This is a genomic window from Mesorhizobium kamtschaticum, from assembly GCF_056174585.1.
This window is the reverse complement of record NZ_CM149691.1, coordinates 3,471,939-3,495,027: the sequence shown is the minus strand read 5'-3', so window position 1 is coordinate 3,495,027 and position 23,089 is coordinate 3,471,939. Positions and strand designations below refer to the sequence as shown.

Here is a 23,089-nt window from a genome sequence, read left to right as displayed (position 1 = left end):
GCTTGCAGGCGCGGCCGGACGCCAGGAAGACGTCCGGCCTTTGCGCCTACTTCTTGGCCGGATAGGTCAGTTCCTTCTGAGCGGTATCGACCACGAACACCGCCAGCAGCTTCGCGGGCTTCGTCTTGCTGCCGTTCTCGCTCACGCTGTGGCGATCGCCCGGCATCTCCGAAAAGCTCTCGCCGGCCTTGTAGACCTTGACCGGCCCGTCATTGACCTGGCTGCGGATGGAGCCTTCCAGAACCGTCGCGTAGATGAAGGCGGAGCTTGGATGCGTATGCGCCTCCGAAGTGCCGCCCGGGCCGTACTCGACCAGAATACCCTTGATGCTTTTGCCCGGAACATTCGGCAGTTCATGCTCATAGACGAGGGTGACCTTGGCCGCCTTCTCGCCGGCGTGATGGGCCTCTGTGGCTCCGGCCGGGCCGGCCAGGGCTGCCGTCATGACGAGGGCAGCAGTGATTGACTTGATCATTTGAAAACTCCTTTTTGTGTTGAGCGATGGCCGCGCCTGAGCCACGGCGCATCCTGGCAGTCACTTCCGCGCCGAGGTGGGAAACCACTGTTCGAAGGTGATGCGGCCAAGGCGGGGATTGTTGTCGGAGACGAGCGAAGTGTCGTTCAGCCGCGCGCCGAAGTAGAGCGCCTCCGGATCGGCCACCACCTCGCGAGGATCGCCGATCGCCTTGAGGTAGCGGGCGACGAGCTCGCTCATGCGCACGCGCTCTGGACCCGAAATCTCGATCATGCCGTTGATCGGCGCGGCGAGTGCGACCCCGGCCATGACGTCGGCGACGTCGTCGGATGCGATGGGCTGCACATAGGCCGGCGACAGATGCACGGCCTCGCCAACAGTGCCCGACTTGGCGATCCCGGCCAGGAATTCCATGAACTGCGTGGAATGAACGATGGTGTAGGGAATGCCGGAAGCCTTGATCAGCTCTTCCTGGACGAGCTTGGCGCGGAAATAGCCGCAGTCCTGCAGGCGTTCGGTGCCGACAACCGAGAGCGCGATATGGTGCTTGACGCCGGCGGCCCTGTCCGCCGCGAGCAGGTTGCGGCCCGACGTCTCGAAGAAGTCCATCGCCGCCTTGTCCTCGAAGGAGGGTGAGTTGGCGAGATCGATGACGACCTCCGCGCCTTGGAGCGCCTCCTGCAGGCCTTCGCCGGTGATGGTGTTGACGCCGGTATTCGGCGCGGCGGCAATCACCTCGTGGCCCTGCCTGCGCAGGCGTTCGGTGGTCTTGGAACCGATGAGACCGGTGCCCCCGATGATGACGATTTTCATAACAGTCTCCGTTTGCGGCCGCACTGTTGCGCCGCATCGATTGATGGGTTTGTTCAGCGACGGGTTAGTTCAGGCCGGCCTTGTCGAGACCGTAGGCCTTGTCCGCGGAGCCGGGTACGGTCCTGAAGGCGACGTTGACGCGGTTCCAGGCATTGATGGCCATGACCGAGAAGGTGAGGTCGGAGATTTCCTTTTCCGAAAGCTGTCCGCGCACGCGCTCGTAGAGCTCGTCCGGAATGCCACCTTCGGGGAGTTTGGTGACGGCCTCGGTCCAGGCAAGGGCGGCACGTTCACGGGGAATGAAAAGGGTCGATTCCCGCCAGACGGCGACATGATGGAGCCGCAGCTCGCTCTCACCGTGGATCTTGGCTTCCTTGACATGCATGTCGAGGCAGAAGGCGCAGCCATTGATCTGGGATGCCCTGATATGGACCAGATCGCGTATCTTTTCCTCGATGGCGCCATGTGTCTCGGCCATGCTGAGATCGATGAGCTTCTTGAACAATTCAGGCGATTGCTGCGCGGCGTTGAGGCGCTGTGTCATGGCTTTTCCCGTTTTGAGGATATTTTGTGTCCTTAAGGATATTTAATATCCATAATATCTGGACAGTAAAGCGCCACCCGCCTAGAATGCGGACATAAGGCTTATGTCGAAAAGTATGAGGGCGAGGATGGACGTCGTATCGGCGTTGCGAACGTTCCTGCGCGTGGCGCAGACAAAATCCTTCTCGGCGGCTGCCATCGACCTCAATCTGACGCAGCCGGCGGTATCCCGGCAGGTTTCGGCGCTCGAATCGCATCTCAAGACGCGCCTTCTGCATCGCACGACGAGCGCGCTCGCCCTGACTGCGGAGGGCGAACAGATGCTGCCGATGGCGCTGCGCGTCATCGAAGCGGTCGAAGCTCTCGGCCAGGCCAGCGGCGCTGAAGCGGCAGCCGTATCGGGAAAGGTGAGGCTCAGCCTGCCGACGCCGCTCGGCTTCTTCATCAGCGACCGCCTGGCAAGGCTGCTGGAGCGCCATCCGGCACTTCAAGTCGAATTGCTCCTTCGCGACGAGCCGTCGGACCTGGTCGCGAACGCAATCGATCTCGAGGTACGGCTCGGGCCGGTCGGCGACAGCAGCCTGATGTGCCGCCGGATCGGCTGGACAACCGCCTTTCTCGTGGCCTCGCCAGACTATCTCGAGGGACGCGACGCACCACGAACGCCGCAAGACATAAGGGATCACGCCTGCATCTGTTACAGCCGTGGCGGCGACGGCCGGTCATGGTCGTTCTCCAGCGGAGCGGATGAAATTGTTCTGCGCATCGAGCCTCGCCTTGTCGCCAACAATTCAATGGCCGTCCATCGCGCGGCATTGGCAGGAGCCGGGCTTGCGGTGCTCTCCCACATTCTGGCCAGGTCGGACATCGAAGCAGGCAGGCTGGTCAAGCTGATGCCGGATTTTCCGCCGACACGCCTGCCGATCAATGTCGTCTATCCATCCCGCCGGAATATACCGCCGCGTGTGACAACGGTCCTCGACTTCTTGTCCAGGCCGTGCGCGACGACATCCTGATGTCGTCGGCGGCGCCCTCACCGACCATCCCTATGGCGTCGCCCCACGCTCCGGCGCCGGACGCGTCCTACTTCTTGCCCTGCGGATAGATCGTCTCGCCGCGTTTCAGCATCGCGACGAAGGTCTCGATCTTCTTTTGGCGGCCGGCCTCGGTCTTCATGTTGTGGGTGCGGAAGGCGAGCGAGAAGCGGTTTTGCGCGCTGAGCTTTTCCAGCATCGCCTTGGCCGCCGGCTCGGCGTCGATCGCCGCCTGCAAATCGTCAGGGATTTTCATCTCCTTGCCGCTGCCATAGGCGCGCGCCCAGCGTCCGTCGGCCTTGGCGGCCTCGACCTGGCTCAGCCCCTGCCCGGTCATGCGGCCCTCCGCGACAAGCCGCGCGACATTGTCGATGTTGATCTTGCTCCAGATGCTCTTTTTGCCGCGCGGCGTGTAGCGCTGGAGAAAACTGTTCTCGTCCAGCCCCTTGCGCACCGCGTCGATCCAGCCGAAGCACAGCACGACGTCGACGGCTTCTTTCGGCGTGATCGACTTCAGCCCCGATCCAACCTTGTGCACCTTGATCCACACTTCGGTTTCCGTGGCGTGGTGTTGGCCGAGCCAGGCATAGAAACTCGCCGCGTCGGGGAATTCCCGGACCTTGTCGGGATCGACCTTGACCGGCGCCATCACTGGGCCTGCCGGTTCAGAATTGTTGTCGCTGGCATCACTGTCACCTTGCCTCCGTCTTCGTGCGATTCCCGCCATCATGGCATGGCCCACTGTCAGTTTTCGTCAGCAACGGGACACGCTGCCGCCAAGCAACGGAACGCACCCATCGCCGCGTTGCCGCAAGAGTGCAACCGCCATCGGGATCGGCATTTTCGGAAAAGATCAAATAAGCCTCTCGTCCGAACAGGCGGAATTCGCTATATGTGGCACATGGCCAAAACAAGCGCAGCATCGACCCTGACAGTCCGGAATGCGAAGACGGGAAAGTCCGTGACCGTTCGTGGCGCCGGGTCGTTGAAGGGTAGCAAGTTCGCGATCAAGAAGGGTGTGGACCTGACGAAGCCTATCGCCGAACAAGCTCTCAAGGGCGGCACCCAGGCCCCAAAACATGCGGCCAAAGGCTGATCCTTGCCGGGCATCCTGCTCGACACACATGTTCTCTATTGGCTGGTGAGCGAAACGGAACCGCTTTCCGACGATGCCTTGATAGCCATTGGCGAAAATCAAGAGACAGGTACCCTTTACGTTTCACCCATCACCGCATGGGAACTGGCAATCGCGGCGCGAAAGCCCGCTCATAAGAATCCGCCTGACCTTGGTGTCGATTCCCCTGCTCGCTGGTTTTCAGCTGCTGTCGAGGCAACAGCGGCGAAGATCATTCCGATCAAACAGCGGATAGCCATAGAAGCCGCGGCCGTGGTCACGACCACAGGGCACAAAGATCCCGGCGACTGCTATCTGATCGCCACCGCCCGGGTACGCAGGATTCCCATCATGACGCGGGATGGCGTGATGCGCGGGCTCGCGACACCGGACTACCTGCAGATTACGGACTGCTGATTCCTCCGGCATGGACGACGACACGCCGCCGGCCCCTGACACTTCCACTCACCGTGCTATACCACCGCAAGCTGTCAGGCTTGGGGATATGTTACGATGAAATTTCTGCTCTTCGCCCTTGCCTTGTTGCTACCGACCGTGGCCCTCGCCGAGCCGATCGAAACCCAAAAAATCATCACCGCGCTGACCGGTGACTTCAACGGCGACGGCGCGCCGGACCTTGCCATGGTGGTCGAGACCGCGCCGACCGATCCGATGGACATCCACTTCTTTCTCCGGGACAAGGAGCACAATTACCTCAAGCCCGTCGAAATCGTGCACGAACAGATCGGTGGCGAATGGAACGGTTACGACCGGCCGGGCTATGAGAACTCCGACACTGAGCCGGAGCTGACGATGCTGCCCAATGGCTCGATCAAATTCTATCTGCCGGCGCCGGAGATCGGCAGCGAGCGCACCAACCAGACGCTGACCATCGCCTGGCGCAACGGCGCCTTCATCGTTGCCGGCTTCGCCTATGAGTCCGTGGATTACCTGCAGGAGAATGTCGCCAGCGCCTGTGACTTCAATGTGCTGACCGGCAAGGGCACCAGCGAGAAGACGCAGCCGGACGGCAGCACGAAGCACAAGACGGTGTCTGTCGAAGGCCAGATCGTTGCCTTCAAGGACTGGAATTCGGGCGACGCCTTCTCCGCTTGCCAGGAATAGGCGCGCCCTGCCCCTGCGGCCGGCGTCAGACCCGCGGCGGTGCTGCCGGTGTCAGCCCGTGGCGGCGCATGATCTCCATCATCTTGGCCTTGTCCGGAGGCCCGCCGGCGGCGTCGTTGAGCAAGCCGAACACCTCGCGGAAATAGTCCGGGCCGATCGCCGCCGGCGTGATGACGCACAGGGCCTTTGCGTCTCGGGTGCCATTGTTGTCGAACCGGTGAACGGCGCCGCGTGGAATGCACAGCGCTTCCCCCGGCCCAACCTCGATCGGCTTGCCGTTCACGGTCCAGGTCAGAACCCCGTCAATGCCGTAGATCGTTTCCTCGTAGTGATCATGGCTGTGCGCCGGCGCAGGCAAGCGCTGTGCGCCTGGCACCATCAGCTCGAAAGCGGCGACACTGCCGTTCGAATTTTCACCCGATACCAGGAAGCGGACCGACAGCCCCTTGGTGCCGATGATCTCGTTGGCTGGATTGACCTGAAGATTCATGGCGGACATTGCGCAAACCCCTCCGGTAAATTACATTTACTAGTTGTCAGTAAACTCAATTTACGGGATCGTCAATGGCCACCTCCACCGAAGTTCTCCAGACCAAGACCGAGAACCTGCTGATCGGCGCCCTCTTGCGCGTGCCGGCACAAGCCATCCAGCGCCGGCTGATCAAGGAGCTCAACGCCGCCGGTTTCGACGAATTGCGCCTGCCGCACATGGCCGTGCTGCAGTTTCCCGGCCCGGACGGCGCGCGCCCTGGCACCATTGCCGAACGTGCCGGCATGAGCAAACAGGCCATCAACCAGCTGCTCAGCAGCCTTGAGGGCTACGGCTATCTCGTCCGCTCCGACGGCGAAGGCAGCGCACGCGTGGTGCACTCCACCGAGCGCGGCCACGCCGCTTTCTGGAAAATGGTCGACATATTGCGCGACATCGAGGAGGAGTGGCGCAGCGAGCTCGGGCCGGAGCGCTTCGACCAGCTGAAAGCGCTGCTGTTCGTCGTCTGGGACAGCCCGCTGGTGCGCTGAACGAAACGGCGCTTATGCGCGGCTGACACCATCGGCATCTCCGATAACACCATCGGTTTCTTCCGTTTTCCCGTGGCGCCCTGACCTGCCAATCCCTGCCCTTGTCCAATCCAGCAAAGGCAGAAGCGAAATGAGCATTTCAAACCAGAAAATCCTGATCGTCGGCGGCGGCTCCGGCATGGGCCTGGCGTTGGCCAGGCGCTGCGTCGAGGCCGGTGCCGAAATCGTCATCGCCGGGCGTAGCGAGGACCGGCTGCAACAGGCACGCGAGGACCTCGGCAATCCCCCTGGCCTGACGTTGACCGTGGTCGACATCGCGCGGGAGGACCAGGTCGCGGACCTGTTCGCGCGCATCGGCGGGCTCGACCACATCGTCAGCACGGCGGCCGACATCGAAGGCGCCTACAGGCTGCTGCCGGAGCTTGACCTCAAGGCGGCGCAACGCGCGGTCGACAGCAAGCTCTTCGGCCCGCTGCTGCTCGCCAAGCACGGTGCGCCACGGCTGTCAGCGAGCGGCTCGATGACCTTCGTCTCCGGCATCGCCGCCTACCGGCCGGCCGCGCGCGGCTCGGTCGTCGCCGCCGTCAATGCGGCGCTCGAAGGACTGGTGCGGGCGCTGGCCGTTGAACTCGCGCCGATCCGGGTCAACGCGGTCTCGCCGGGCTGGGTCGACACCACGATCTGGGCGCAGGTCGCCGGCGACCGCAAGGTCGAGATGCTTGCCGCGATGGCCGAGCGACTGCCCGTCGGCAGGATCGGCCAGCCCGACGACATCGCCGACGCCATTTTCTTTCTCATTGGCAATGGCTTTACCACCGGAACGACGCTGCATGTGGAAGGTGGACACCGGCTTGTCTGAACTGGACCGGCATCGGGAACTGCTTTCAAAGCAGGACCTTGAGGCGGCTTGTCGATTCAGGTCCTGAACTGGTCTGAGCACGTTCCGGCGCCAGCGTGTCGCGCGCGGCGGCGAGCAAGTGCCGCAGCGCCGGCGGCTGGACGCGCCGGCGTCGCCAGATCATCGTCAGGGGTGCCGCCCGCGCTGGGCCGGGCCACGGCAGTTCGACAAGATCGCCACGCTCCAGCGCGTCGCTGACCGCGAGACGCGGAACGAGGCCGAGCCCAGCACCGGCCGCCACCAGCCGGGCAATGGCGCCGATGCTGCCGAATTCGGCGGCAAGCTTTGGCGCCGCCATATCAGCCTCGGCAAAGGCGGTGTCGAACATATGCCGGTAGATGCATCCAGGCTCCGTCGCCACGAAGCGCTGCGCGGCAAGCCCTGCCAGGTCGCGCGGCGCGGTGCCTTGTCCCGGCGCCGCGATCAGAGCCAGCGGTTCGGCGCCTATCGTGCGCGTCACCAGGCGTTCATTGTCGGCGCCCTTCGCGGCATCGCGACGCTCGAAGCAGAAGGCGACGTCGACGTCGCCGTCCTCCAGCATGCGCAGCAGCGTGCCGCTGTCGGTCACCTTCATCCGCACGGTGATATCGGGATGGCTGGCCTGGAACCCCGGCAGCCACGGCGCCAGCCGGGCCGAGGCAATCGTCTCCAGCGCGCCGATGGTCAACGCCCCGCTTGTTTGCCCGGCAGCAGCCAGCACCGCAACTCGGGCCTCGCCATCGAGCCGCAAAAGGTCTTCGGCGATGGGCTTCAGGGCCAGCCCCGCCGGTGTCAGCGTCAGGCCCAATTTCGAGCGCGTAAACAAGGCAGCGCCAAGCTCGGCTTCCAGCGCCTGGATCTGGTCACTGACACTCGATTGCGCGAGGTGAACCGCCTCGGCGGCGCGCGTGATGTTTCGGCTGCGCGCCACCGCGAGGAAGGTTTTGAGCAGTCTTGGATGCATTGATCTTAAGCGAAAATGTTGGGCAGATCGGCAATTTTCGAGAGCTTCAGCTTGATGCAATCGAGTTCAAACGCTGCATAGTCCACCACGGCGCCGCCTCCGGAAACCGGTCGCTCGAACCCAGCCGTAACGACGGCATACCTTCCCTCGCCGTCCACCGAAATCAGGCTGGCAACCCAGCCTCTTTCATACCCTGCGGGGATCGGCAACGTCGCATCGCTGACAATATCGCGCACTTCGTGAGAAACCAGATCGAAGACGGACAAGGACGCCCAGTCATAAGCACCCGGGATATCCGCGCGCGCACTCAAAACGTTGAACGTGACGAGAGGCGCGTTGGCGCAGGAGAAAGGGGTACAAATGCTCACATCGCCTTTCGACGCCGATATCCTGGTGTATCTCGTCACACCCCGGTGCCGGTAAAAAAGTTCATCGGCCATGCCTTCGGCCGGCAGGGCGCTGGTCAAGACGATGAAACACTGCGAAGGGCTGTTGTAGAGCAGCCTTGTGGACCGAAGATTCGAGGGCAATCCCTGATCGATCATGACGCACGCGGCTACTGCAGCTGCGGCTTCTTCAAGAAACTGCCGCGGTCGGCGGATTTCACCCGCAGCCAGGTCTCGCGGCCGTCGCGCACCACCCGCATCGGGATCTCGGCGCCGGCCGAGCCGCTGTCCCACAGCTTGCGATAGAAATCGGCGAGCCCGTCGACGGCGCCGTCGCGGACCTCGGAGATGACATCGCCCTGACGCAGGCCGGCCTTGGCGGCCGGGCCGCCTTCGGTCACGCTCATCACCACCACCTTGCCGTCGCTTTCGGCCGACAGGGCGCCGAGCCACGGACGCGGCGGCCTGGCCACCTGGCCGCGCGTCAGGAGATCGTCGAGGATCGGCGGCAACAGATCGATCGGCACCACCATATTGATATCGGCGACCTCGCCGGCGCGGCTCATCTGCAGGCGCAGCGAGCCGATGCCGAGCAGCGCGCCATCGGCGCTAAACAGCGGCGCGCCACCCCAGGACGGATGCGCGGGCGCGATGAAGATCGCCTCGTCGAGCAGATACTCCCAATAGCCGGCGAATTCCTGCTTGGTGACGATCTTGGCCTCGACCGCCCGGCCGATGCCGTCGGCAAGCACCACCGCGTCGCCGATACGAGCCTTGCCGGCATCGCCCAGCGCCACGGCCGGCAGCCCGGTCGGCGCCAGCGCCTGGACCAGGCCGAAGCCCGATTCCTGGTCATAGGCCAGCGCGTGCGCGGGGATGACGCGGCCGTCATGCGCGGTCAGCCAGACCTCTTCTGCCTCGGTGATGAGATAGCCGATGGTCAGCACCAGCCCGTCGTCACGGATGACGACGCCGCTGCCTTCCCTGAGCGTGCCCAGCGCGCCGGCCGTAAAAGCATCCTCTGGGACGGTCGCGCGCACGGCAACGACGGAGCGCGGATTGGGATTGATGGTCATGATTTTGTCCTGCGATGCATATGCCGTGGCGGCTTCTTCTATAGGTATGCCTTGGAGGGGATGGTGCAAGGGGTGAGAGGCGGTCCGCGCAGCGGACGAAAAGCCAATTGCTTGGCTTTTCGAGCTTCGAACGCCCTGAGCCTGCGAAGGGCCGGGGCGCGGCGGGGCAGATCTTCCCTTCTCCCCTTGTGGGAGAAGGTGGATCGGCGCGCAGCGCCGAGACGGTTGAGGGGTGTTCCAGCGGAGTGAGGCGTTGGTGTTCCCTGGAGCACCCCTCATCTGACCTCGCTTCGCGAGGCCACCGCCCTGGGGCGAGCCACGGGTCTCGCCCCGCCCTTCGGACCCCACAAGGGGAGAAGGAAGGGCCAACGTCATCGCCAACATTGACAATAGTTCAACGCAAGTTGAACTTCCGCCTCCGCAGCCCTAGCTATGGATGGATCTGCCCATCCCGTCCCACGCTATCTTCCCCACGAGGCCCGACATGACAGACTACACCCCGCCGAAAGTATGGACCTGGAACAAGGCAAATGGCGGCGCCTTTGCCAGCATCAACCGGCCGATCGCCGGCCCGACGCATGACAAGAAACTGCCGGTCGGCAAGCATCCGCTGCAGCTCTATTCGCTGGCGACGCCGAACGGCGTCAAGGTGACGGTCATGCTGGAGGAGCTTCTGGCGCGCGGCCACAAGGGCGCCGAATACGACGCCTGGCTGATCAAGATCAACGATGGAGACCAGTTCGGCAGCGGCTTTGTCGAGGTCAATCCCAACTCCAAGATCCCGGCTCTGATGGACCGCAGCGGCGCCACGCCGGTGCGCATCTTCGAGTCCGGCTCGATCCTGGTCTATCTCGCCGAAAAGTTCGGCGAGTTCCTGCCGACCGAACAGCCGGCCCGCGCGGAAGTGCTGTCGTGGCTGTTTTGGCAGATGGGCTCGGCGCCATATCTGGGTGGCGGCTTCGGCCATTTCTACGCCTATGCGCCGCAGAAATTCGAATACGCCATCGATCGCTTCGCCATGGAAACCAAGCGCCAGATGGACGTGCTCGACCGCCGGCTGGCGGAGACAGAATATCTCGGCGGCAAGGATTACTCGATCGCCGACATGGCGGTGTGGCCCTGGTATGGCGGTCTGGCGCTCGGCCGCATGTACAATGATTCCGCCGACTTCCTGTCGGTGCAGGAATACAAGCGCGTGCAGCGCTGGGCAAAAGCGATCGACGAGCGGCCGGCGGTCAAGCGCGGCCGCATGGTCAACCGCGCCTTCGGCGAACCGGCCCTGCAGCTGCACGAACGCCACGACGCCAGCGATTTCGAGACGAACACGCAAGACAAGCTGGCGGCCGAATAGGCAAAGACAAAGCCGTTACTAATGAAAAACCCGTCACCAATGCGAAATTGGTGGCGGGTTTTTCATTCAGGCTAGTGCGAAAATTCAGTGCAGAACTTCGACGATCTGATGCGTTTCAGGGTCCACCAGGACCGTCTGATCATTGATGACGGCCACGCGGTACTTCACATCAGGCACTTCGCGCAGCACAACCGTATCCGGGACCGGTGAGCCGAGCTTCAGCTCGACGCCCAGGAGGTTGACCGATGCCAGCGGCTCCTTTTTGATGTATTGACGAACGACGGTCTCCTGCTCCGGTTGAACCACGACCCGCTGCGCCGGCTGCTGGACAACGACAACGTCTTCAGCCGCCGCCACACCAATGCCGCTCATCAGGACCAGTGCGGCTGCCGCACCCGAAAGATAATATTTCATAGTAACCTCCATTTGGCTGTTTGATTCCGAATTCCGCCTTCAGGGAAAACTCGCCCACAGCCGCTAGGTTCCATATCAATACACGCAATAAATATGGAGCTTGATCGATAAGGCTGATTTCGGGTGTTTTATGAACTAGTGGTGATCGCGTTCGTAATGCTTTTGAAAATCCATTGTTAGTTTTATGAATACAAAGATAACCTAAAATGGCCGCAAAAATGCCCTTGCTTCGGAAAGGTGCATCGGGATGCTTCTTTCCCAGGGGGAAGTCGATCCGCCGTCCCTGGCAACAGCTAACGTAGAGCGCACGGTGTCGTTCCCGATGCCGTCGTCCAAGGCGCGAAAAAGGCCCGCCCTGCCGGGAGCAGGACGAGCCTTAACTGTGCCGGCGGAGGTGGCAGCCTCACCGGGTCACATATGGAAAACGCCGGTGCCGGCATCCGGTTCCAGCCACCGAGTGGCGTGGCCTGCCATCGATGCAACCATGTCGTCGCGATGACGTTGTCCCGCGCATTCCCCCCGATAAACCTCCCAAGGACGATCGCGACATGGCTCCCCGACCCTCCGTGACCAGGCATCCCTTCACGCTGATGTTTGTCGTCATCGCGCCGATGGCGCCCTTTGCCGGCCTTGCCTGGCGCACCCGCGAATGGATGGGCTGGTAGCCGCGGCCGCCACTGCTGGTCGATGTCAGGCGCTCGGCCTCACAGCCAGACACCGTCGCGATGCAGCGGCGGAACAGCGTCGACCTCGTCCCGGCTTGTCGCCTCTCGCGCGCGCTTGAAGATCAGCCGCACGACGAGCGCGAAATAGCCGACCTGCAGGACAACCAGCACAGCTATCGTCCAGGCAAGCGCCTTCCAGAAAGAACCGGTGGCCATATAGGTCCAGACCGCGACAATCACTGAAGTGGCCGACATCCCAACGAGAAATTGTCCAAAATACATCGATGCCCAAAGCCGCCGAAACCGCCCCGGTTCAAACGACTCCCTTCCAGAACTCCCATTGCCCGCAGACAGCGTTCCATTATTTTAGCAACTTCGCAAGTATGTGATCGGCCGGTTCAGCAACGGCTATTGCGCGTTGGCTTGGTCCGGCGCAATTTGATGCTCACGGACGGAGATTGCGTAGAAAACAAGTCCGGGGGGATGGGGGAATGACGCTCAAATTGATTGGGGCCGGTTTCGGCCGCACCGGAACGTGGTCGACTTTTGCCGCGCTGAACAGGCTCGGCCTGCCCTGCTATCACATGCAGGAAGTGATTATGAACAAGGCCAACAAGGGCCATCTCGATTTCTGGCGCAAGGTGGCCAACAGCCCGCCCGGCAGCCAGCACGACTGGAACCGTGTCTTCGCCAATTATACGGCGACCGTCGACAACCCCGGCTGCTGCGTCTGGAAGGAATTGCTGGCCACCTATCCCGACGCCAAGGTGCTGCTTACCTTGCACCCGCGCGGCGCCGAGGCGTGGTACGAAAGCACCATCGATACGATCTATTTCACCAAGAATGTCTGGCAGTTCAAGATCCTGGAATGGCTGACGCCCTTCGGGCGGAAATTCGGCGACATGTCGAGCAAGCTGATATGGGGTCGCACGCTGGACGGCGTGATGGACGACCGTGACAGGGCCGTCGCGCGATACAACGCCTATATCGATGAGGTGAAGGCGGCGGTGCCGCCGGACAAGCTGCTGGTCTACAAGGTGACCGAAGGCTGGGCACCGCTCTGTGAGTTCCTCGGCGTGGCGCTGCCCAACGATCCCTTCCCCAACCTCAACGACCGCGAGACGATCAAGAAGATCATCCGCGACATCATCAAGGGGTCGTACATCATGCTGGGACTGGCGGTCGCCGCTGTGGTGGCGGTGGTTGCCGCGCTGTGGTGGTGGCTGGGGTAGCTGGAACCCGCAGCCCGAAGCGCGCCCGACCCCTTGCTGCCAAGACCCCTTGCTGCCAAGACTGGGAACCAACAGCTGCACCCCGAGTTTCGCCTTCAGTCTTTCATGGATTGGAGGCCAGCATGGCACCGCGCAGCAAACCACGCACCGACGATGACGACAGCCCTCAGGTCGAGGGTCCGACCATCGAGCAGTTGGACTGGGACGCTGTCAAGGGCGGCCAGATCCTGCCCGACTCCGTGCCGGAAAACGGCGACATGCGCTACGGCGTCGAAAAAGACGGCGACCTGCCCGAAGAAGACGACGACAACGCACTCCAAGACAGCGACGACGCCTTGCCCGACGATGAGGAAGAAGCCGCGATCAAGCGGCACCCAACGCGCGAGGGTCGGTTCGACGAGACGTGAGGGCTGGAAATTGCCGGCCCCTTTCAGCGCTACCAGCGCTTTCTCCCCCGCAATGTCGGCGTAATCCGTCCGGGCTAACCCCGCTCCCACAACAGCCGTGTGGGATGCATCTTGAGTTTCGAAACGAGCGAGCGCGCCGGGTTGCGGGGAACCGCTGGCGTCTTCAGCCAGGTCCTTGGCCTTTGCGGGCGGCTGGGGGTGCGGCAATCCAGGATTTTCCTCACCCGCTTCGCCTGCAAGCCGGTGAGCTCTTTCAAATGGTTCCGCTTTCTCGCGGGTTTCCGGCGGCGGCACCGGCTGGGCTGCCCGCATGACGATCTCATGCGCAAGAAGCCCTACAAATTCTTCGCCCTTGGGCTGCCCGGCCATCGCGGCTTCGACCTTCTGGTCGACCACTTCAATCTGGCGGCGGCGGGCCTGCCACGGGAAATGCTTGAGGCGGCCTGGCGCGGGCGGGCGATGGACATCGGCCAGGTCATCGGCCGACGCGATGCCTATGCGCTCACCATGCGTCTGTCCGTTCATTCCGGCACCAGCCACGAAGGCGCCTTCTCGATAAGGCTGACGCGGCAGAGCGACCGGCTCGACCTGGTCAGACTGAGCTTCGTCCTCTATCCCTTGGGCGCCAGCCCCCTGGGCACCGGCCGCTACACCGTCGCCATTGGCGGGCTCCAGGGCAGCAAGGAGCCGGAGGCCAAGCGCGCCGTCATCGAGGCCACGCGCGATCTGTGCGGGCTCAGGCCCAAGGATGCGGCACTGCTGGTCATGGAAGGCATCGCCATCGGCGGCGGCGCCGATCATGTCCTCGGCGTCTGCGATGCCAGGCACACCATCAACTTCCGCTCACCCGAAAAACGCGCCCGCAAGCGCGCCGACATGGACCGGTACTGGATCGATCGCGGCGGTTGCGAAGGCGGCGAATTCGGCTTCGCCATGCCGGTACGGAGCCGCGACATGGCAGCGCCGCTCAGCCGCCGCGATGTCTACAAGTTCGAATTCCTGGAGTTCGGCAAGCGCCTGTTTGCCTCACCGCCCAGGCTGAACGAGGTTCCACTTGACCTACCTGAAGAAAGGGCCTCGCCCGACGAAATGTGGAGAACAGCACATCATTGTCGGATGGCGGCCGGCCGTCATTTTGCCCTTCCCGGTGCCCGAATTCGCCCCTCGACAGGGACAGATATTATATCTCATTTGGCTAAAATAGCGGAATGTCCAATGAACATTGCCAGAACCGAACAAGGCCCCTCGGACCTTTGCTTCAGCCACCTAAGACCTTGGTCCCACAAGGAAACGCAAAGGGCCGATGCGGCTCGTCATCGGGAACATCCCGCCTTTGGCGTCGTTTGCCGCAAGGTCTCCGGACCGGACTGGATTTCGGAGGAAGAGCGATGCACCATCGGTCCATCATCACCAGAACAGGCCACGGCCCGGGCACGGCGATCGCCGTGTTGATGGTCGGACTTGTGGCGGTCGGGATTGTGTTCCTCGTCCTGGGCGGCTTGCTCTATTTCGGCGAGCAGCAGTCCAATGAACGCGCTCTGTCTTCCGTGCCTGCCCGATCGGCCCAGGCGACCGACCAGAGGGCGGTCGATTGATAGGCCAGCATGCATCAAACATCAGAGATTGCGGCGGCGACCGCCCCAGACGCGCCGTCGCCCAGCACCTTGCCATCCCTGGCCACCGCCTTGCCTCGGCGATAGGCCATCCGGTCCGGCACGGCCACCACCGCTTCGGGCACGTTCTGCGCCGCATGGCGACGAAGTCGGCGCTGGCGCCAACCACGATGCCGTAGTCCTCCAGCGCCTTGGCGCCGGCATGGGTCACCACATCGAAGGCGGCGGCGAGTTCGTGGTCCTCGTAGAGCCGGAGCGGTAGCCGATCATGTTGGCCCGCGAAAGGACCGGCGATGCCGCCCCTCCATGTCGACCGACCGCAACATTACCAAACCGTAATGTTGCCGCAAGACGTCAGACAGATCGTCCCGTCACAGTGTCCTTGGGCGATATGGCCCAAGTGGAGGAAAATGAGATGTACAGGAAACTTCTTTCCGCGGCGATTCTGGTGACGCTCGCAACCGCTCCCGCGCTTGCGGCGACAGAATATTTCGTCGCCCAGAAAGCGAGCGACAAGACGTGCTCCGTCGCCACGACCAAGCCTGACGGCAAGACCGTGATGATGGTCGGGAAGACGTCCTACAAAACCGAGGCCGAAGCGACGGCAGCGATGAAAGCAGCCGCCGACTGCAAGAAGAAGTAGGGTCCCGAAAAATGCCCGATGGCGCCGCGCGCGCCATCGAAGCCTCTTATTCGAACATGATCTCTTCCGAAACGGTTTCCACTTTTCGGGATCATGCGTAGACACCCGGCCGTTCCGGTTCGGCGTGATCCAAAAGGAAATGAACCCATGAACAAATCCATCCTCGCGGCTCTCGGCCTTGCGTTCGCGCTGGTCGTCTCGATGCCGGTTCTCGAAGCCAGCGCGGCTGCCACCACCGCAGCCGTGACCGCTGCGGCCACCACGGCTGCCCCGGCCGCCGTTCAAAAGGTCGCCGCCAAGAAGCACAAGAAACACAGAAAGCATTCCAAGAAGCACAAGACGGCAGCCAAGGCCTACTGATATCGGGCGGTCATCGCCTGCGATGACCCATCCCGGTTCCATCGGGATGGGTCAGGCTTGGACGGTGGCCAGCATCCGGCCATCCCTGGCCACCGCCCTGCCCCGGCGATAGACAGTGCGGTCCTTCGGCACGGCCACGACCGCCTCCGGCACATGCTGTGCCCGCATGACGACGAAATCGGCGCTGGCGCCAACCGCGATGCCGTAGTCTTCCAGCCCCAGCGCCCTGGCGCCGGCGTGGGTGACCACATCGAAGGCGGCGGCCAGTTCGTGGTCCTCGTAGAAGCCGGAGCGATAGCCGATCATGTTGGCCCGGTTCAGCATGTCGCCGTCGCCATAGGGCCACCAGGAATCGCGGATGTTGTCGGAGCCGCTGAACACGGTGACGCCTGCCTGCCGCAGAGCCGCCACCGGCGGGAAGGCATGGTTGCCGGGCGCGTTGGTCATGATCGCCACGCCGGCGGCCGCCAGCATCGCGCCGGCCTTCTTGAGCGCATCGGCCGGGATGTCGCCAAGCCCATAGGCATGGCTGACGGCGACATGGCCTTGCATGCCCAGTGCCTTTGTCCGCGCGGCGATCTCCTCGACCTGGAACAGACCGAGCGTGCCGCCATCATGCAGGTGGATATCGACGCCGGCGCCATGCTTCTGCGCCAGGGCGAACACCACATCGAGATGGCCCTTCACATCGCGGTCGAAGCTGGCCGGGTCGAGCCCCCCAATCAGGCCGCAGCCAAGCTTCAGCGCCTCGTCGAGCAGTTCCGCTGTGCCGGACGAGGACAGAATGCCGCTTTGCGGGAAGGCGACGAGCTGGATGTCGATGAGGTCGCGGTATTTTTCGCGCACGGCGAGGATGGTCTCGACATGGCTGAGCCCGACCGAGCCGTCGACCATGACATGGCTGCGCATGGCTAGGCTGCCATTGCCGACACAGAGCTCGAGCTGGTTCTTCGCCCGCTCCGCCATCGGCGCCGCGGCGGCAAGGTTCTGTGCCTGGAAGGCAACGCGCTCGCGCACGTCGAAACCGTTGGTGCAGGGAATGTGCGGGCGCCAAGCGTCGCCATAGAACGACGTGTCGAGATGGATATGCCCCTCGACGAACGCCGGCACGACAAGCTGGCCGCCGAGATCGATGATGGCAGGGTTGGCGAGATCAACCGGCGGCGCCTTGCCGGCCGGCGCGATGGCACTGAAGCGGCCACCGGTGACGGTGAGGTCGGCCAGCGACCCATCCGTCAGTTTCGCGTTGCGGAAAATCGTCTGTTCGCTCATGGGCACCCATCCCTGCTGAAAGCGCCAGTCCTCGCCGCCCCCTCGCCGCGGGTCAATGCGGCAGGCAAGAGAAACTGTTTCTCGGCAAATGTCCTGGCGAATGCTTCGGCGAAGCAAACCGCGAATCCGCGCTGCTGTTCCTGCCTATTCCGCTATCACGGAAGTTTCGAACGCCCGGCGACGTGTCATGGTGTTGCTGCGGCGGTACGAGCCGCCCTGGTTGACGCGGGCGCCCAGTCATCCCAACAATGCGCCCCCCCGTCCGCGTCGACCACGGCAAGCGTCCAGACGACGCAGCCTCCGCGCGAAGCGACGATCAGTCCGCAGCATCATTCTTTTGCAGCTTCAGCCGCCGACCAGCGCCTTCGTGGTCACCACAGTCGCGCCGGCCTCGACCAATTCGCCATTGTGCCGGGCGATGATCTGCTCCGCGCTCTCGCTGGCGCTGTCCAGCGTGCTGTGGGCATCGGAAACCACGGTGACGCCGAGCCCTCTGGCGATCGCGCCCTGGACGGTCGCCGCCACGCAAAAATCGGTCTGCGCGCCGAGGAGCACGACAGCCCCGCCCCCCTGCCCGGCAACCCAGTCGCCGAAGGCCGGATTGCTGAAAGCATCGCGCACGGATTAGGCGAAGGTCGGCTCATCGTCGCCCTGGCCAAGGGCGGGCCACACCGGCCAGCCCGGCTCACCCGGCGCCAGCGGGTCACCCTCGGGTCCATCATGCCTGACGAAAGCGACCTTGCGCCCACCGCGCCTTGCCCAGTCGATCACCGCGCGGGCGCGCTCGGCAATGGCAGGCGCATCATGGATCGGCGGCTCATGCACGCCGTCGAACATGCCGGTCTGGAGGTCGATGACAATGAGTGGCGCCTTGGCAGTGAGGCTGGGGGCTGACATGGGCGCGAAGATAACGTGGACGACGAGCGGGTCAAGATCGGCTAGGCCCTCGTACCGGAAAGCGGACAAGCTCTTGCCTCAGTTCTGCCGCTGCGTCCGAAAGCTGCGGGCCGATAGGTATCTTGAAGCCGTACTTGTTCCATTCTTCACCCCGCCTCGCCCATGGCGGTGCGCTCTCCAGTTGGAAGATCACCCTGATGTCATCGAGCTTCCAGTGGAACTCCAGGTTTGGCTCAAGAAACGTGCACCAAGATTTTTCAGCACGCCGCCGCGATGTCTGCTCCAGCCAATCGGCCAAACGCAATGCCTCGAAAGTCGTCAGGCAGGGATCACGGAAGCTCCACCTCCGACCATTGATGTAAGCTTGGCCGCCAACCATCAGCCAGTTCGAATCCCACTCGTCGTCGTGTAGATCTGGAAACTGATATTGCAGCAGAGACAACTGCAGCGAACCGTTCGGCCCTGTCAAAATCATTCTGGTCGGGCAATCGATGCCCAAGGTTGTTGCATTGGATTGTTGCCGTAGCGAATTTCGACGTTTCTGTCACCTGCTTCAGCACTCACCCCGGCGCCCCAGCAAACAGCACCACACCGTCGCCACCCGCCGCCGGCCAATCCCTGATGGTGCGGTCGTAGCCGCCGGTCAGCACCGTGCCGTCGGGAGCGAAGGCCACGGCGTAGATCGGGCCGGTCTGGCTATCGAACATAGCGATCTGGTTGCCTGTTTCCATGTCCCAAAGCCGCGCCGTGCCGTCGAGCGAGCCCGACAGCAGGCGCTTGCCGTCGGCCGACAGCGCCAGCGCATAGACCGTGCCTTCATGGCCCTCGAACCGCTTCACCTCGCGGCCGCTGTCGAGATCCCAGACCTTGATCGTCAGGTCGCCGCTGCCGGTGATCACATGGTGCCCGTCGGCGGTGAACACGGCGCCATAGGTGCCCTGCTCGTGACCGTGCCAGCTGCGCAACTGCTTGCCGCTTTCGATATCCCAGAGCTTCAGCGTGCCGTCGATGCTGCCGCTGAGCGCCTGCTTGCCGTCGGGCGAGACGGCGACCGCGCTGATCGACCAGTCGTGGCCGGTCAAAACATGCAGCACGGAATTGTTGACGAGGTCCCAGACGATGACATTGCCGGTGTCGTGCCCGCTGACGGCGCGCTTGCCGTCCGGGCTGATCGCCAGCTTGTTGACGCCGCCATTCTGGCCGGCCTGGAAGGCATGCTGCACCGCGCCGTCGGCCAATTTGCGCAGCACGATCTCGCCATCGTCGCCAGCCGTCAGCGCGCTGACGCCGTCGGGCATATAGAGCGCGGTGCGCGCCATATCCTTGTGGACACCAAGATTGCGGATCAGGTGCTTGCCGCCAATGTCCCACAGCTTGATCACATGGTCGGTGCTGGCGCTCATGATCGATTGGCCGTCAGGCGCCACCGAAAGCCAGACGACCGCGTCGCGATGGCCGTCAGGCTGCGTTGGCGCCGCCGGCGGCGGTGGCGGCAACGGCGCCACGGTGGGCGGCGGAATGACCGCGACCTCCGGCGGCGATGGGGCGACGGGCGTTGGCGCGGCCATGGGCGGCACGGGTGCCGGCGGGCTGGCAGCTACCGGTGGCGGAACGGGGGCTGGCGCAGGTGCCGGTTCGGAGGCCGGCGGCGCGCTGGCGATATCCTGGCCCTTCGGCTCGTCGGGTTTCGGTTCGGCAAGCTTGGGCTCATCAAGCTTGGGTTCGGCCGCCTTGGGTTCATCAGGCTTGGGTTCGGCCATCTTCGGTTCATTCGGCCGGCTGGCAATCTCGCCGCCGCTCCACGGGCCGAACCGGTCGACGGCCAGCACTGCCAGCACAATCAACGGCAAGGCGAAGAAAACCTTGCGCAGGCCGGGCTTGCCGGTCTCCTGCACCTCGGCCGCGCGGCCGAACAGCGGCGCGCCGGCCGGATGCGCCGGCCGGCCCGGCAAAAGGCCCGACCAGAACAGCAAAGCGCCGGCCAGGCAGGCAAACGCCGCCACGCAGAAAACCAGAAGCCGCAAGGAGGCAGCATTCGCCAGCAGCCCGGAAGCGCCATGCCAGGCAAAGCCACCGGCAAGCGGATAGATCCGCGCCAAGCAGTGGCAACCGCAACCAGCACAAGCGCCAGCACCCTGTCAGCCAATCTGTTCATCGCGCTCTCCGCCCGCGGATTTGGCGAAGATTATCAGCGCCGCTGTATACCGCAAAGCGCCGCCCTCGCTTCCTGCCCTCATGTATATCACCTGATATATCCCGGTTTGGGCCGGTGATATGTATAGAAACAACGGCTTAAGCATGTCGGGCCGCACTTTAGAGTGTCGATCTATGCGCAATCGGGCCGAAGCAATCGGCATCCTGTAGCCAGAGTCTCCCGATGTTTTGGTTGGGATAGTCTGGACTATCCCCAGCACAACATTGACAGAAGATCACGATGTGTCACTATCGTGACGGGATATAATGGAGATCTTGCATGAAGAAGATTTATGAGCGGCCCGCTCTGATCAAGAAGGGCAATCTGAAATCGATCACCGCTGCGACCAACGGCACGGTCGTGACCTCGAATCCGATACCGCAATAAGTCAGCCCGTCAGCGTCAGGTCGTCCAGCACCATTTGCCAATAGTGTTTCGTCGAAAGACGGACACGGGTTACCGCCTTGAGCATCGGGGCGTAATGCAGCGGCGTCAGTGCCGATAGCGCCAGTTGATCGCTGGCGACCAGTTGCTTGCCCAGCCAACACTCGATCAGCGCGATCTCCCCTTCAGACTTCAGCCACGCTGCGCTCAGCAGCATCGAGTGGAACCCGAACGGGCTGTCGCGGCTGAATTCGGCCGGGTAGCCGCTGCTGGTATAGGCGACGTGATCGCCCGAGACATTGCCGTTGACATAGCCTTCGCTGCCCTTGGTGTGATCCTGCGCCATGGCGTTGAGGTTGCGCCATTGCAGCCCGGCATGGCCGCACGGGATCTTGCGGAAGCCGCGCCCGGTGACGTCGTCGAAGCCGATCGTCCGCAGCGAGGTCTCGCCCGGCAGCGTTTGCGGCGAAAGCAGCCCGAGATCGGTCGGATAGGGCGAAAGCGCAAGCTGCCGGTCAAGGCCTCCGCCGGCGATCGCCACCATGTCGGCCTCGACGGCAAGGTCGAGCCGGAAGGGTAAACCAGGCGCCAGCACCAGGCTCTGCAGCTCTTGCCCGTTTGCCATCACCATCAAAGTTGCGGTGCTGTCCGCCGTCATCTTGCCGGCCAGGCTGCGCGTAGGCGCCAGGCCGACCGGCTGGGGCAGGTCCTTCGACACCAGGCCAGCGGGCGAGCCGGAGGCCAGGCGGAAATCGTGCGATTGCGTCTCATTGGCGCTGGGCGAATGCCAGCCCGGCGGCATCGAAACCGCGAACCGGTAGGCGCCGGGCGAGCGGATCGCGGCACTGGCCGAAGACGTCGACATGGCGAAGTTGGCAAAGCCGCCATTGTTTGTCCTGGTCGAAGCGACGAAGCCGCCTTGCCAGTCGAACAGCCGCACCATGACGCCGGCCATCGGCCGGTCGCCCAGGCCGTATGTCCCGTCGCGGTCGACATCGAAATAGACGAAGGATGAGTAGTTGACGGTGCCGGTGCTGTGCTCCCAGTTGGTACGCATGGCATAGTCGTTGGCCGGATACGACCGGCGAGCCGAGCGGCGCCGGAGACGCGCCTTGCGCAACAGCCAGACGACGCATGCCGCGACGACAAGGATGACGGCAGCTGCAAGCAGGATTTCGACCAGCCCGAAATCATGCATGACAGCCAGGCTTCCATGGCAACCGCTCGCGGCTGTCAGACATGCAATGCATCAATACCCCCCGATGCTCATCATCACCAGACTAGCGCGAGATGTCGCCTGCGGGAAACGACCGTGTGGATAACACCCTCACCTCAATTCCACCCAGACCGGCGCGTGGTCGCTGGCGCCGTCCTCACCGCGCACGTCACGGTCGATATCAGCCCCTTTCAGCCGGCGTGCGAGCGTCTTCGACAGCAATATGTGGTCGAGCCTTAGGCCCGCATCGCGCGGCCAGCGGTTGCGACGATAATCCCAGAACGTATAGAGCGTCTCCTTCGGATAGACCTTGCGCAGTGCGTCAAGCCAGCCCTGCTCGATCAGCGCCGCGAAGGCAGCCCGGCTTTCCGGCTGCACCAGCGCGTTGTCGTCATAGGAGCGGGTGGCATAGATGTCGCGCGGCTCGGGCACGATGTTGTAGTCGCCGGCCAGCACGACAGGCAGGCCGGTGTCGAGGAGCTGTTCGGCATGCGCCTCCAGCCGTGCGTGCCAGGCGAGTTTGTACTGGAATTTCGGCCCCGGCCGCGGGTTGCCGTTCGGTGCATAGAGGCAAGCGATGACGATGCCGTTCACCGCCGCCTCGATATAGCGGCTCTGCTTGTCGGCATCGTCGCCGGGCAAGGCATCGCGGGTCAGCACCGGTTCCGCGCCGCGCGCCAGGATGGCGACACCGTTCCAGGTCGGCTCGCCCTTCCAAACCGCGCCATAGCCGGCATCGGCGAGCGCGGTGCGCGGAAACTGCATATCGCGCGCCTTCAATTCCTGCAGGCAGACGACATCGGGTTTTGCCGCCGCCAGCCATGCCAGCAGGTTTTCCAGCCGGCTGTTGATGTTGTTGATGTTGAAGGTGGCGATTTTCATTTTTGGATGCCGAAAGCGCCCCTCGTTTCGTCATCCTCGGGCTTGACCCGAGGATCCATTCCGTGACGCCTGCCGCGAAACGCGGCGGTACAGAATTCTGCTCCGTTGCTGCTCTCGAAAGCCACGGCATGG

General features: G+C 63.3%; 28 protein-coding genes and 3 pseudogenes. 14 read left to right on the top strand and 17 right to left on the bottom strand.

The window, feature by feature from the left end; genetic code table 11:
- Positions 1-46: 46 nt before the first annotated feature.
- The 3 genes from AC0V7N_RS17270 to AC0V7N_RS17260 form a co-directional block, all read right to left on the bottom strand.
- Positions 47-475 (bottom strand): cupin domain-containing protein, encoded by a 429-nt coding sequence (locus AC0V7N_RS17270; protein ID WP_475459624.1) that lies wholly within the window; start codon positions 473-475, stop codon positions 47-49.
- Between the two features lie 60 nt (positions 476-535).
- Positions 536-1,288 (bottom strand): SDR family oxidoreductase, encoded by a 753-nt coding sequence (locus tag AC0V7N_RS17265; protein WP_475459622.1) that lies wholly within the window; start codon positions 1,286-1,288, stop codon positions 536-538.
- A gap of 64 nt (positions 1,289-1,352) precedes the next feature.
- On the bottom strand, positions 1,353-1,832 hold the full coding sequence (locus tag AC0V7N_RS17260) for a carboxymuconolactone decarboxylase family protein (RefSeq protein ID WP_475459619.1): 480 nt from the start codon (positions 1,830-1,832) through the stop codon (positions 1,353-1,355).
- Between the two features lie 127 nt (positions 1,833-1,959).
- Here AC0V7N_RS17260 and AC0V7N_RS17255 point away from each other — a divergent pair.
- Positions 1,960-2,936, top strand: a pseudogene (locus AC0V7N_RS17255) (LysR family transcriptional regulator).
- Here AC0V7N_RS17255 and AC0V7N_RS17250 read toward each other — a convergent pair.
- Complete coding sequence (locus AC0V7N_RS17250) at positions 2,915-3,514, bottom strand: YdeI/OmpD-associated family protein (RefSeq protein WP_475459614.1); 600 nt, start codon at positions 3,512-3,514, stop codon at positions 2,915-2,917. The pseudogene AC0V7N_RS17255 and the gene AC0V7N_RS17250 overlap by 22 nt on opposite strands.
- A gap of 312 nt (positions 3,515-3,826) precedes the next feature.
- Between AC0V7N_RS17250 and AC0V7N_RS17245 the strand changes: the two genes are divergently transcribed.
- The 3 genes from AC0V7N_RS17245 (at position 3,827) to AC0V7N_RS17235 (ending at position 5,104) form a co-directional block, all read left to right on the top strand.
- The gene (locus AC0V7N_RS17245) at positions 3,827-3,961 is read left to right on the top strand and encodes a hypothetical protein (protein ID WP_475459611.1); all 135 of its coding nucleotides are present in this window, start codon (positions 3,827-3,829) and stop codon (positions 3,959-3,961) included.
- A gap of 3 nt (positions 3,962-3,964) precedes the next feature.
- Complete coding sequence (locus tag AC0V7N_RS17240; RefSeq protein WP_475459608.1) at positions 3,965-4,396, top strand: type II toxin-antitoxin system VapC family toxin; 432 nt, start codon at positions 3,965-3,967, stop codon at positions 4,394-4,396.
- A 96-nt stretch (positions 4,397-4,492) separates the two neighbouring features.
- Entirely contained in the window at positions 4,493-5,104 is a 612-nt protein-coding gene (locus tag AC0V7N_RS17235; protein WP_475459605.1) for a hypothetical protein, read from the top strand.
- A gap of 25 nt (positions 5,105-5,129) precedes the next feature.
- Here the strand turns inward: AC0V7N_RS17235 and AC0V7N_RS17230 are convergent, their stop codons facing one another.
- Positions 5,130-5,603, bottom strand: a complete 474-nt coding sequence (locus AC0V7N_RS17230) for a cupin domain-containing protein (RefSeq protein ID WP_475459603.1) — start codon at positions 5,601-5,603, stop codon at positions 5,130-5,132.
- A gap of 65 nt (positions 5,604-5,668) precedes the next feature.
- Between AC0V7N_RS17230 and AC0V7N_RS17225 the strand changes: the two genes are divergently transcribed.
- Together AC0V7N_RS17225 and AC0V7N_RS17220 are read left to right on the top strand one after the other, a co-directional pair.
- Complete coding sequence (locus AC0V7N_RS17225) at positions 5,669-6,124, top strand: MarR family winged helix-turn-helix transcriptional regulator (RefSeq protein ID WP_475459600.1); 456 nt, start codon at positions 5,669-5,671, stop codon at positions 6,122-6,124.
- Positions 6,125-6,254: 130 nt separating this feature from the next.
- Positions 6,255-6,983: an SDR family oxidoreductase gene (locus AC0V7N_RS17220; protein ID WP_475459597.1), complete on the top strand. Its 729-nt coding sequence runs from the start codon at positions 6,255-6,257 to the stop codon at positions 6,981-6,983.
- 25 nt (positions 6,984-7,008) lie between these two features.
- Here the strand turns inward: AC0V7N_RS17220 and AC0V7N_RS17215 are convergent, their stop codons facing one another.
- The 3 genes from AC0V7N_RS17215 to AC0V7N_RS17205 are packed head-to-tail and all read right to left on the bottom strand — an operon-like array spanning position 7,009 to position 9,427.
- Positions 7,009-7,965 carry a LysR family transcriptional regulator gene (locus AC0V7N_RS17215; RefSeq protein ID WP_475459595.1) on the bottom strand — a complete coding sequence of 319 codons (957 nt, stop codon included), beginning with the start codon at positions 7,963-7,965 and terminating at the stop codon, positions 7,009-7,011.
- Between the two features lie 5 nt (positions 7,966-7,970).
- Positions 7,971-8,510: a hypothetical protein gene (locus AC0V7N_RS17210; RefSeq protein ID WP_475459592.1), complete on the bottom strand. Its 540-nt coding sequence runs from the start codon at positions 8,508-8,510 to the stop codon at positions 7,971-7,973.
- 11 nt (positions 8,511-8,521) lie between these two features.
- Positions 8,522-9,427 carry a S1C family serine protease gene (locus AC0V7N_RS17205; protein ID WP_172226514.1) on the bottom strand — a complete coding sequence of 302 codons (906 nt, stop codon included), beginning with the start codon at positions 9,425-9,427 and terminating at the stop codon, positions 8,522-8,524.
- Between the two features lie 484 nt (positions 9,428-9,911).
- On the opposite strand from AC0V7N_RS17205, the gene yghU reads away from it, so the two are divergent.
- Positions 9,912-10,778 (top strand): glutathione-dependent disulfide-bond oxidoreductase, encoded by an 867-nt coding sequence (yghU, locus tag AC0V7N_RS17200; RefSeq protein WP_475459589.1) that lies wholly within the window; start codon positions 9,912-9,914, stop codon positions 10,776-10,778.
- A gap of 84 nt (positions 10,779-10,862) precedes the next feature.
- Here yghU and AC0V7N_RS17195 read toward each other — a convergent pair whose 3' ends face one another.
- Both AC0V7N_RS17195 and AC0V7N_RS17190 read right to left on the bottom strand, forming a co-directional pair.
- Positions 10,863-11,192, bottom strand: coding sequence for a DUF1236 domain-containing protein (locus AC0V7N_RS17195; RefSeq protein WP_475459587.1), 330 nt, complete (start codon positions 11,190-11,192; stop codon positions 10,863-10,865).
- A gap of 704 nt (positions 11,193-11,896) precedes the next feature.
- On the bottom strand, positions 11,897-12,112 hold the full coding sequence (locus tag AC0V7N_RS17190) for an exopolysaccharide production repressor protein (RefSeq protein ID WP_475459585.1): 216 nt from the start codon (positions 12,110-12,112) through the stop codon (positions 11,897-11,899).
- A 236-nt stretch (positions 12,113-12,348) separates the two neighbouring features.
- On the opposite strand from AC0V7N_RS17190, the gene AC0V7N_RS17185 reads away from it, so the two are divergent.
- From AC0V7N_RS17185 to AC0V7N_RS17170, 4 genes are all read left to right on the top strand, one after another.
- The gene (locus AC0V7N_RS17185) at positions 12,349-13,089 is read left to right on the top strand and encodes a sulfotransferase (protein WP_496627982.1); all 741 of its coding nucleotides are present in this window, start codon (positions 12,349-12,351) and stop codon (positions 13,087-13,089) included.
- A gap of 122 nt (positions 13,090-13,211) precedes the next feature.
- On the top strand, positions 13,212-13,496 hold the full coding sequence (locus AC0V7N_RS17180) for a hypothetical protein (protein WP_475459581.1): 285 nt from the start codon (positions 13,212-13,214) through the stop codon (positions 13,494-13,496).
- A 111-nt stretch (positions 13,497-13,607) separates the two neighbouring features.
- Positions 13,608-14,948 (top strand): DUF535 family protein, encoded by a 1,341-nt coding sequence (locus AC0V7N_RS17175; protein ID WP_475459579.1) that lies wholly within the window; start codon positions 13,608-13,610, stop codon positions 14,946-14,948.
- A complete protein-coding gene (locus AC0V7N_RS17170) occupies positions 14,945-15,091 on the top strand; it encodes a hypothetical protein (RefSeq protein ID WP_496627981.1) in 147 nt (48 codons plus the stop codon). The genes AC0V7N_RS17175 and AC0V7N_RS17170 overlap by 4 nt, the downstream gene beginning before the upstream one ends.
- A gap of 14 nt (positions 15,092-15,105) precedes the next feature.
- Here AC0V7N_RS17170 and AC0V7N_RS17165 read toward each other — a convergent pair.
- Positions 15,106-15,397: pseudogene (locus AC0V7N_RS17165) on the bottom strand (hypothetical protein); the annotation flags it as partial.
- Between the two features lie 127 nt (positions 15,398-15,524).
- On the opposite strand from AC0V7N_RS17165, the gene AC0V7N_RS17160 reads away from it, so the two are divergent.
- A complete protein-coding gene (locus AC0V7N_RS17160; protein WP_258582499.1) occupies positions 15,525-15,752 on the top strand; it encodes a hypothetical protein in 228 nt (75 codons plus the stop codon).
- A 147-nt stretch (positions 15,753-15,899) separates the two neighbouring features.
- A complete protein-coding gene (locus AC0V7N_RS17155) occupies positions 15,900-16,112 on the top strand; it encodes a hypothetical protein (RefSeq protein ID WP_475459574.1) in 213 nt (70 codons plus the stop codon).
- 51 nt (positions 16,113-16,163) lie between these two features.
- Here AC0V7N_RS17155 and AC0V7N_RS17150 read toward each other — a convergent pair whose 3' ends face one another.
- The 4 genes and pseudogenes from AC0V7N_RS17150 to AC0V7N_RS17135 all read right to left on the bottom strand — a co-directional run bounded on the left by AC0V7N_RS17150 (position 16,164) and on the right by AC0V7N_RS17135 (position 20,380).
- The gene (locus AC0V7N_RS17150; RefSeq protein WP_475459572.1) at positions 16,164-17,384 is read right to left on the bottom strand and encodes an amidohydrolase family protein; all 1,221 of its coding nucleotides are present in this window, start codon (positions 17,382-17,384) and stop codon (positions 16,164-16,166) included.
- A 345-nt stretch (positions 17,385-17,729) separates the two neighbouring features.
- A pseudogene (locus tag AC0V7N_RS17145) lies at positions 17,730-18,221 on the bottom strand (isochorismatase family protein).
- A gap of 91 nt (positions 18,222-18,312) precedes the next feature.
- Positions 18,313-18,780 (bottom strand): WapI family immunity protein, encoded by a 468-nt coding sequence (locus AC0V7N_RS17140; RefSeq protein ID WP_475459570.1) that lies wholly within the window; start codon positions 18,778-18,780, stop codon positions 18,313-18,315.
- Between the two features lie 61 nt (positions 18,781-18,841).
- Positions 18,842-20,380: a WD40 repeat domain-containing protein gene (locus tag AC0V7N_RS17135; RefSeq protein ID WP_496627980.1), complete on the bottom strand. Its 1,539-nt coding sequence runs from the start codon at positions 20,378-20,380 to the stop codon at positions 18,842-18,844.
- Positions 20,381-20,754: 374 nt separating this feature from the next.
- On the opposite strand from AC0V7N_RS17135, the gene AC0V7N_RS17130 reads away from it, so the two are divergent.
- On the top strand, positions 20,755-20,862 hold the full coding sequence (locus AC0V7N_RS17130; protein ID WP_475459565.1) for a putative RiPP precursor: 108 nt from the start codon (positions 20,755-20,757) through the stop codon (positions 20,860-20,862).
- A 1-nt stretch (position 20,863) separates the two neighbouring features.
- Here the strand turns inward: AC0V7N_RS17130 and AC0V7N_RS17125 are convergent, their stop codons facing one another.
- A complete protein-coding gene (locus AC0V7N_RS17125; RefSeq protein ID WP_475459562.1) occupies positions 20,864-22,057 on the bottom strand; it encodes a hypothetical protein in 1,194 nt (397 codons plus the stop codon).
- A gap of 129 nt (positions 22,058-22,186) precedes the next feature.
- Entirely contained in the window at positions 22,187-22,957 is a 771-nt protein-coding gene (locus AC0V7N_RS17120; RefSeq protein ID WP_475459560.1) for an exodeoxyribonuclease III, read from the bottom strand.
- Positions 22,958-23,089: the final 132 nt, after the last annotated feature.

Bases quoted from the DNA above. Each gene is read 5' to 3' on its own strand.
- AC0V7N_RS17270 (WP_475459624.1), bottom strand. From the start codon at position 475: ATGATCAAGTCAATCACTGCTGCCCTCGTCATGACGGCAGCCCTGGCC.
- AC0V7N_RS17265 (WP_475459622.1), bottom strand. From the start codon at position 1,288: ATGAAAATCGTCATCATCGGGGGCACCGGTCTCATCGGTTCCAAGACC.
- AC0V7N_RS17260 (WP_475459619.1), bottom strand. From the start codon at position 1,832: ATGACACAGCGCCTCAACGCCGCGCAGCAATCGCCTGAATTGTTCAAG.
- AC0V7N_RS17250 (WP_475459614.1), bottom strand. From the start codon at position 3,514: ATGGCGCCGGTCAAGGTCGATCCCGACAAGGTCCGGGAATTCCCCGAC.
- AC0V7N_RS17235 (WP_475459605.1), top strand. From the start codon at position 4,493: ATGAAATTTCTGCTCTTCGCCCTTGCCTTGTTGCTACCGACCGTGGCC.
- AC0V7N_RS17230 (WP_475459603.1), bottom strand. From the start codon at position 5,603: ATGTCCGCCATGAATCTTCAGGTCAATCCAGCCAACGAGATCATCGGC.
- AC0V7N_RS17225 (WP_475459600.1), top strand. From the start codon at position 5,669: ATGGCCACCTCCACCGAAGTTCTCCAGACCAAGACCGAGAACCTGCTG.
- AC0V7N_RS17220 (WP_475459597.1), top strand. From the start codon at position 6,255: ATGAGCATTTCAAACCAGAAAATCCTGATCGTCGGCGGCGGCTCCGGC.
- AC0V7N_RS17215 (WP_475459595.1), bottom strand. From the start codon at position 7,965: ATGCATCCAAGACTGCTCAAAACCTTCCTCGCGGTGGCGCGCAGCCGA.
- AC0V7N_RS17210 (WP_475459592.1), bottom strand. From the start codon at position 8,510: ATGATCGATCAGGGATTGCCCTCGAATCTTCGGTCCACAAGGCTGCTC.
- AC0V7N_RS17205 (WP_172226514.1), bottom strand. From the start codon at position 9,427: ATGACCATCAATCCCAATCCGCGCTCCGTCGTTGCCGTGCGCGCGACC.
- yghU (WP_475459589.1), top strand. From the start codon at position 9,912: ATGACAGACTACACCCCGCCGAAAGTATGGACCTGGAACAAGGCAAAT.
- AC0V7N_RS17195 (WP_475459587.1), bottom strand. From the start codon at position 11,192: ATGAAATATTATCTTTCGGGTGCGGCAGCCGCACTGGTCCTGATGAGC.
- AC0V7N_RS17190 (WP_475459585.1), bottom strand. From the start codon at position 12,112: ATGTCGGCCACTTCAGTGATTGTCGCGGTCTGGACCTATATGGCCACC.
- AC0V7N_RS17185 (WP_496627982.1), top strand. From the start codon at position 12,349: ATGACGCTCAAATTGATTGGGGCCGGTTTCGGCCGCACCGGAACGTGG.
- AC0V7N_RS17180 (WP_475459581.1), top strand. From the start codon at position 13,212: ATGGCACCGCGCAGCAAACCACGCACCGACGATGACGACAGCCCTCAG.
- AC0V7N_RS17160 (WP_258582499.1), top strand. From the start codon at position 15,525: ATGTACAGGAAACTTCTTTCCGCGGCGATTCTGGTGACGCTCGCAACC.
- AC0V7N_RS17155 (WP_475459574.1), top strand. From the start codon at position 15,900: ATGAACAAATCCATCCTCGCGGCTCTCGGCCTTGCGTTCGCGCTGGTC.
- AC0V7N_RS17150 (WP_475459572.1), bottom strand. From the start codon at position 17,384: ATGAGCGAACAGACGATTTTCCGCAACGCGAAACTGACGGATGGGTCG.
- AC0V7N_RS17130 (WP_475459565.1), top strand. From the start codon at position 20,755: ATGAAGAAGATTTATGAGCGGCCCGCTCTGATCAAGAAGGGCAATCTG.
- AC0V7N_RS17125 (WP_475459562.1), bottom strand. From the start codon at position 22,057: ATGCATGATTTCGGGCTGGTCGAAATCCTGCTTGCAGCTGCCGTCATC.
- AC0V7N_RS17120 (WP_475459560.1), bottom strand. From the start codon at position 22,957: ATGAAAATCGCCACCTTCAACATCAACAACATCAACAGCCGGCTGGAA.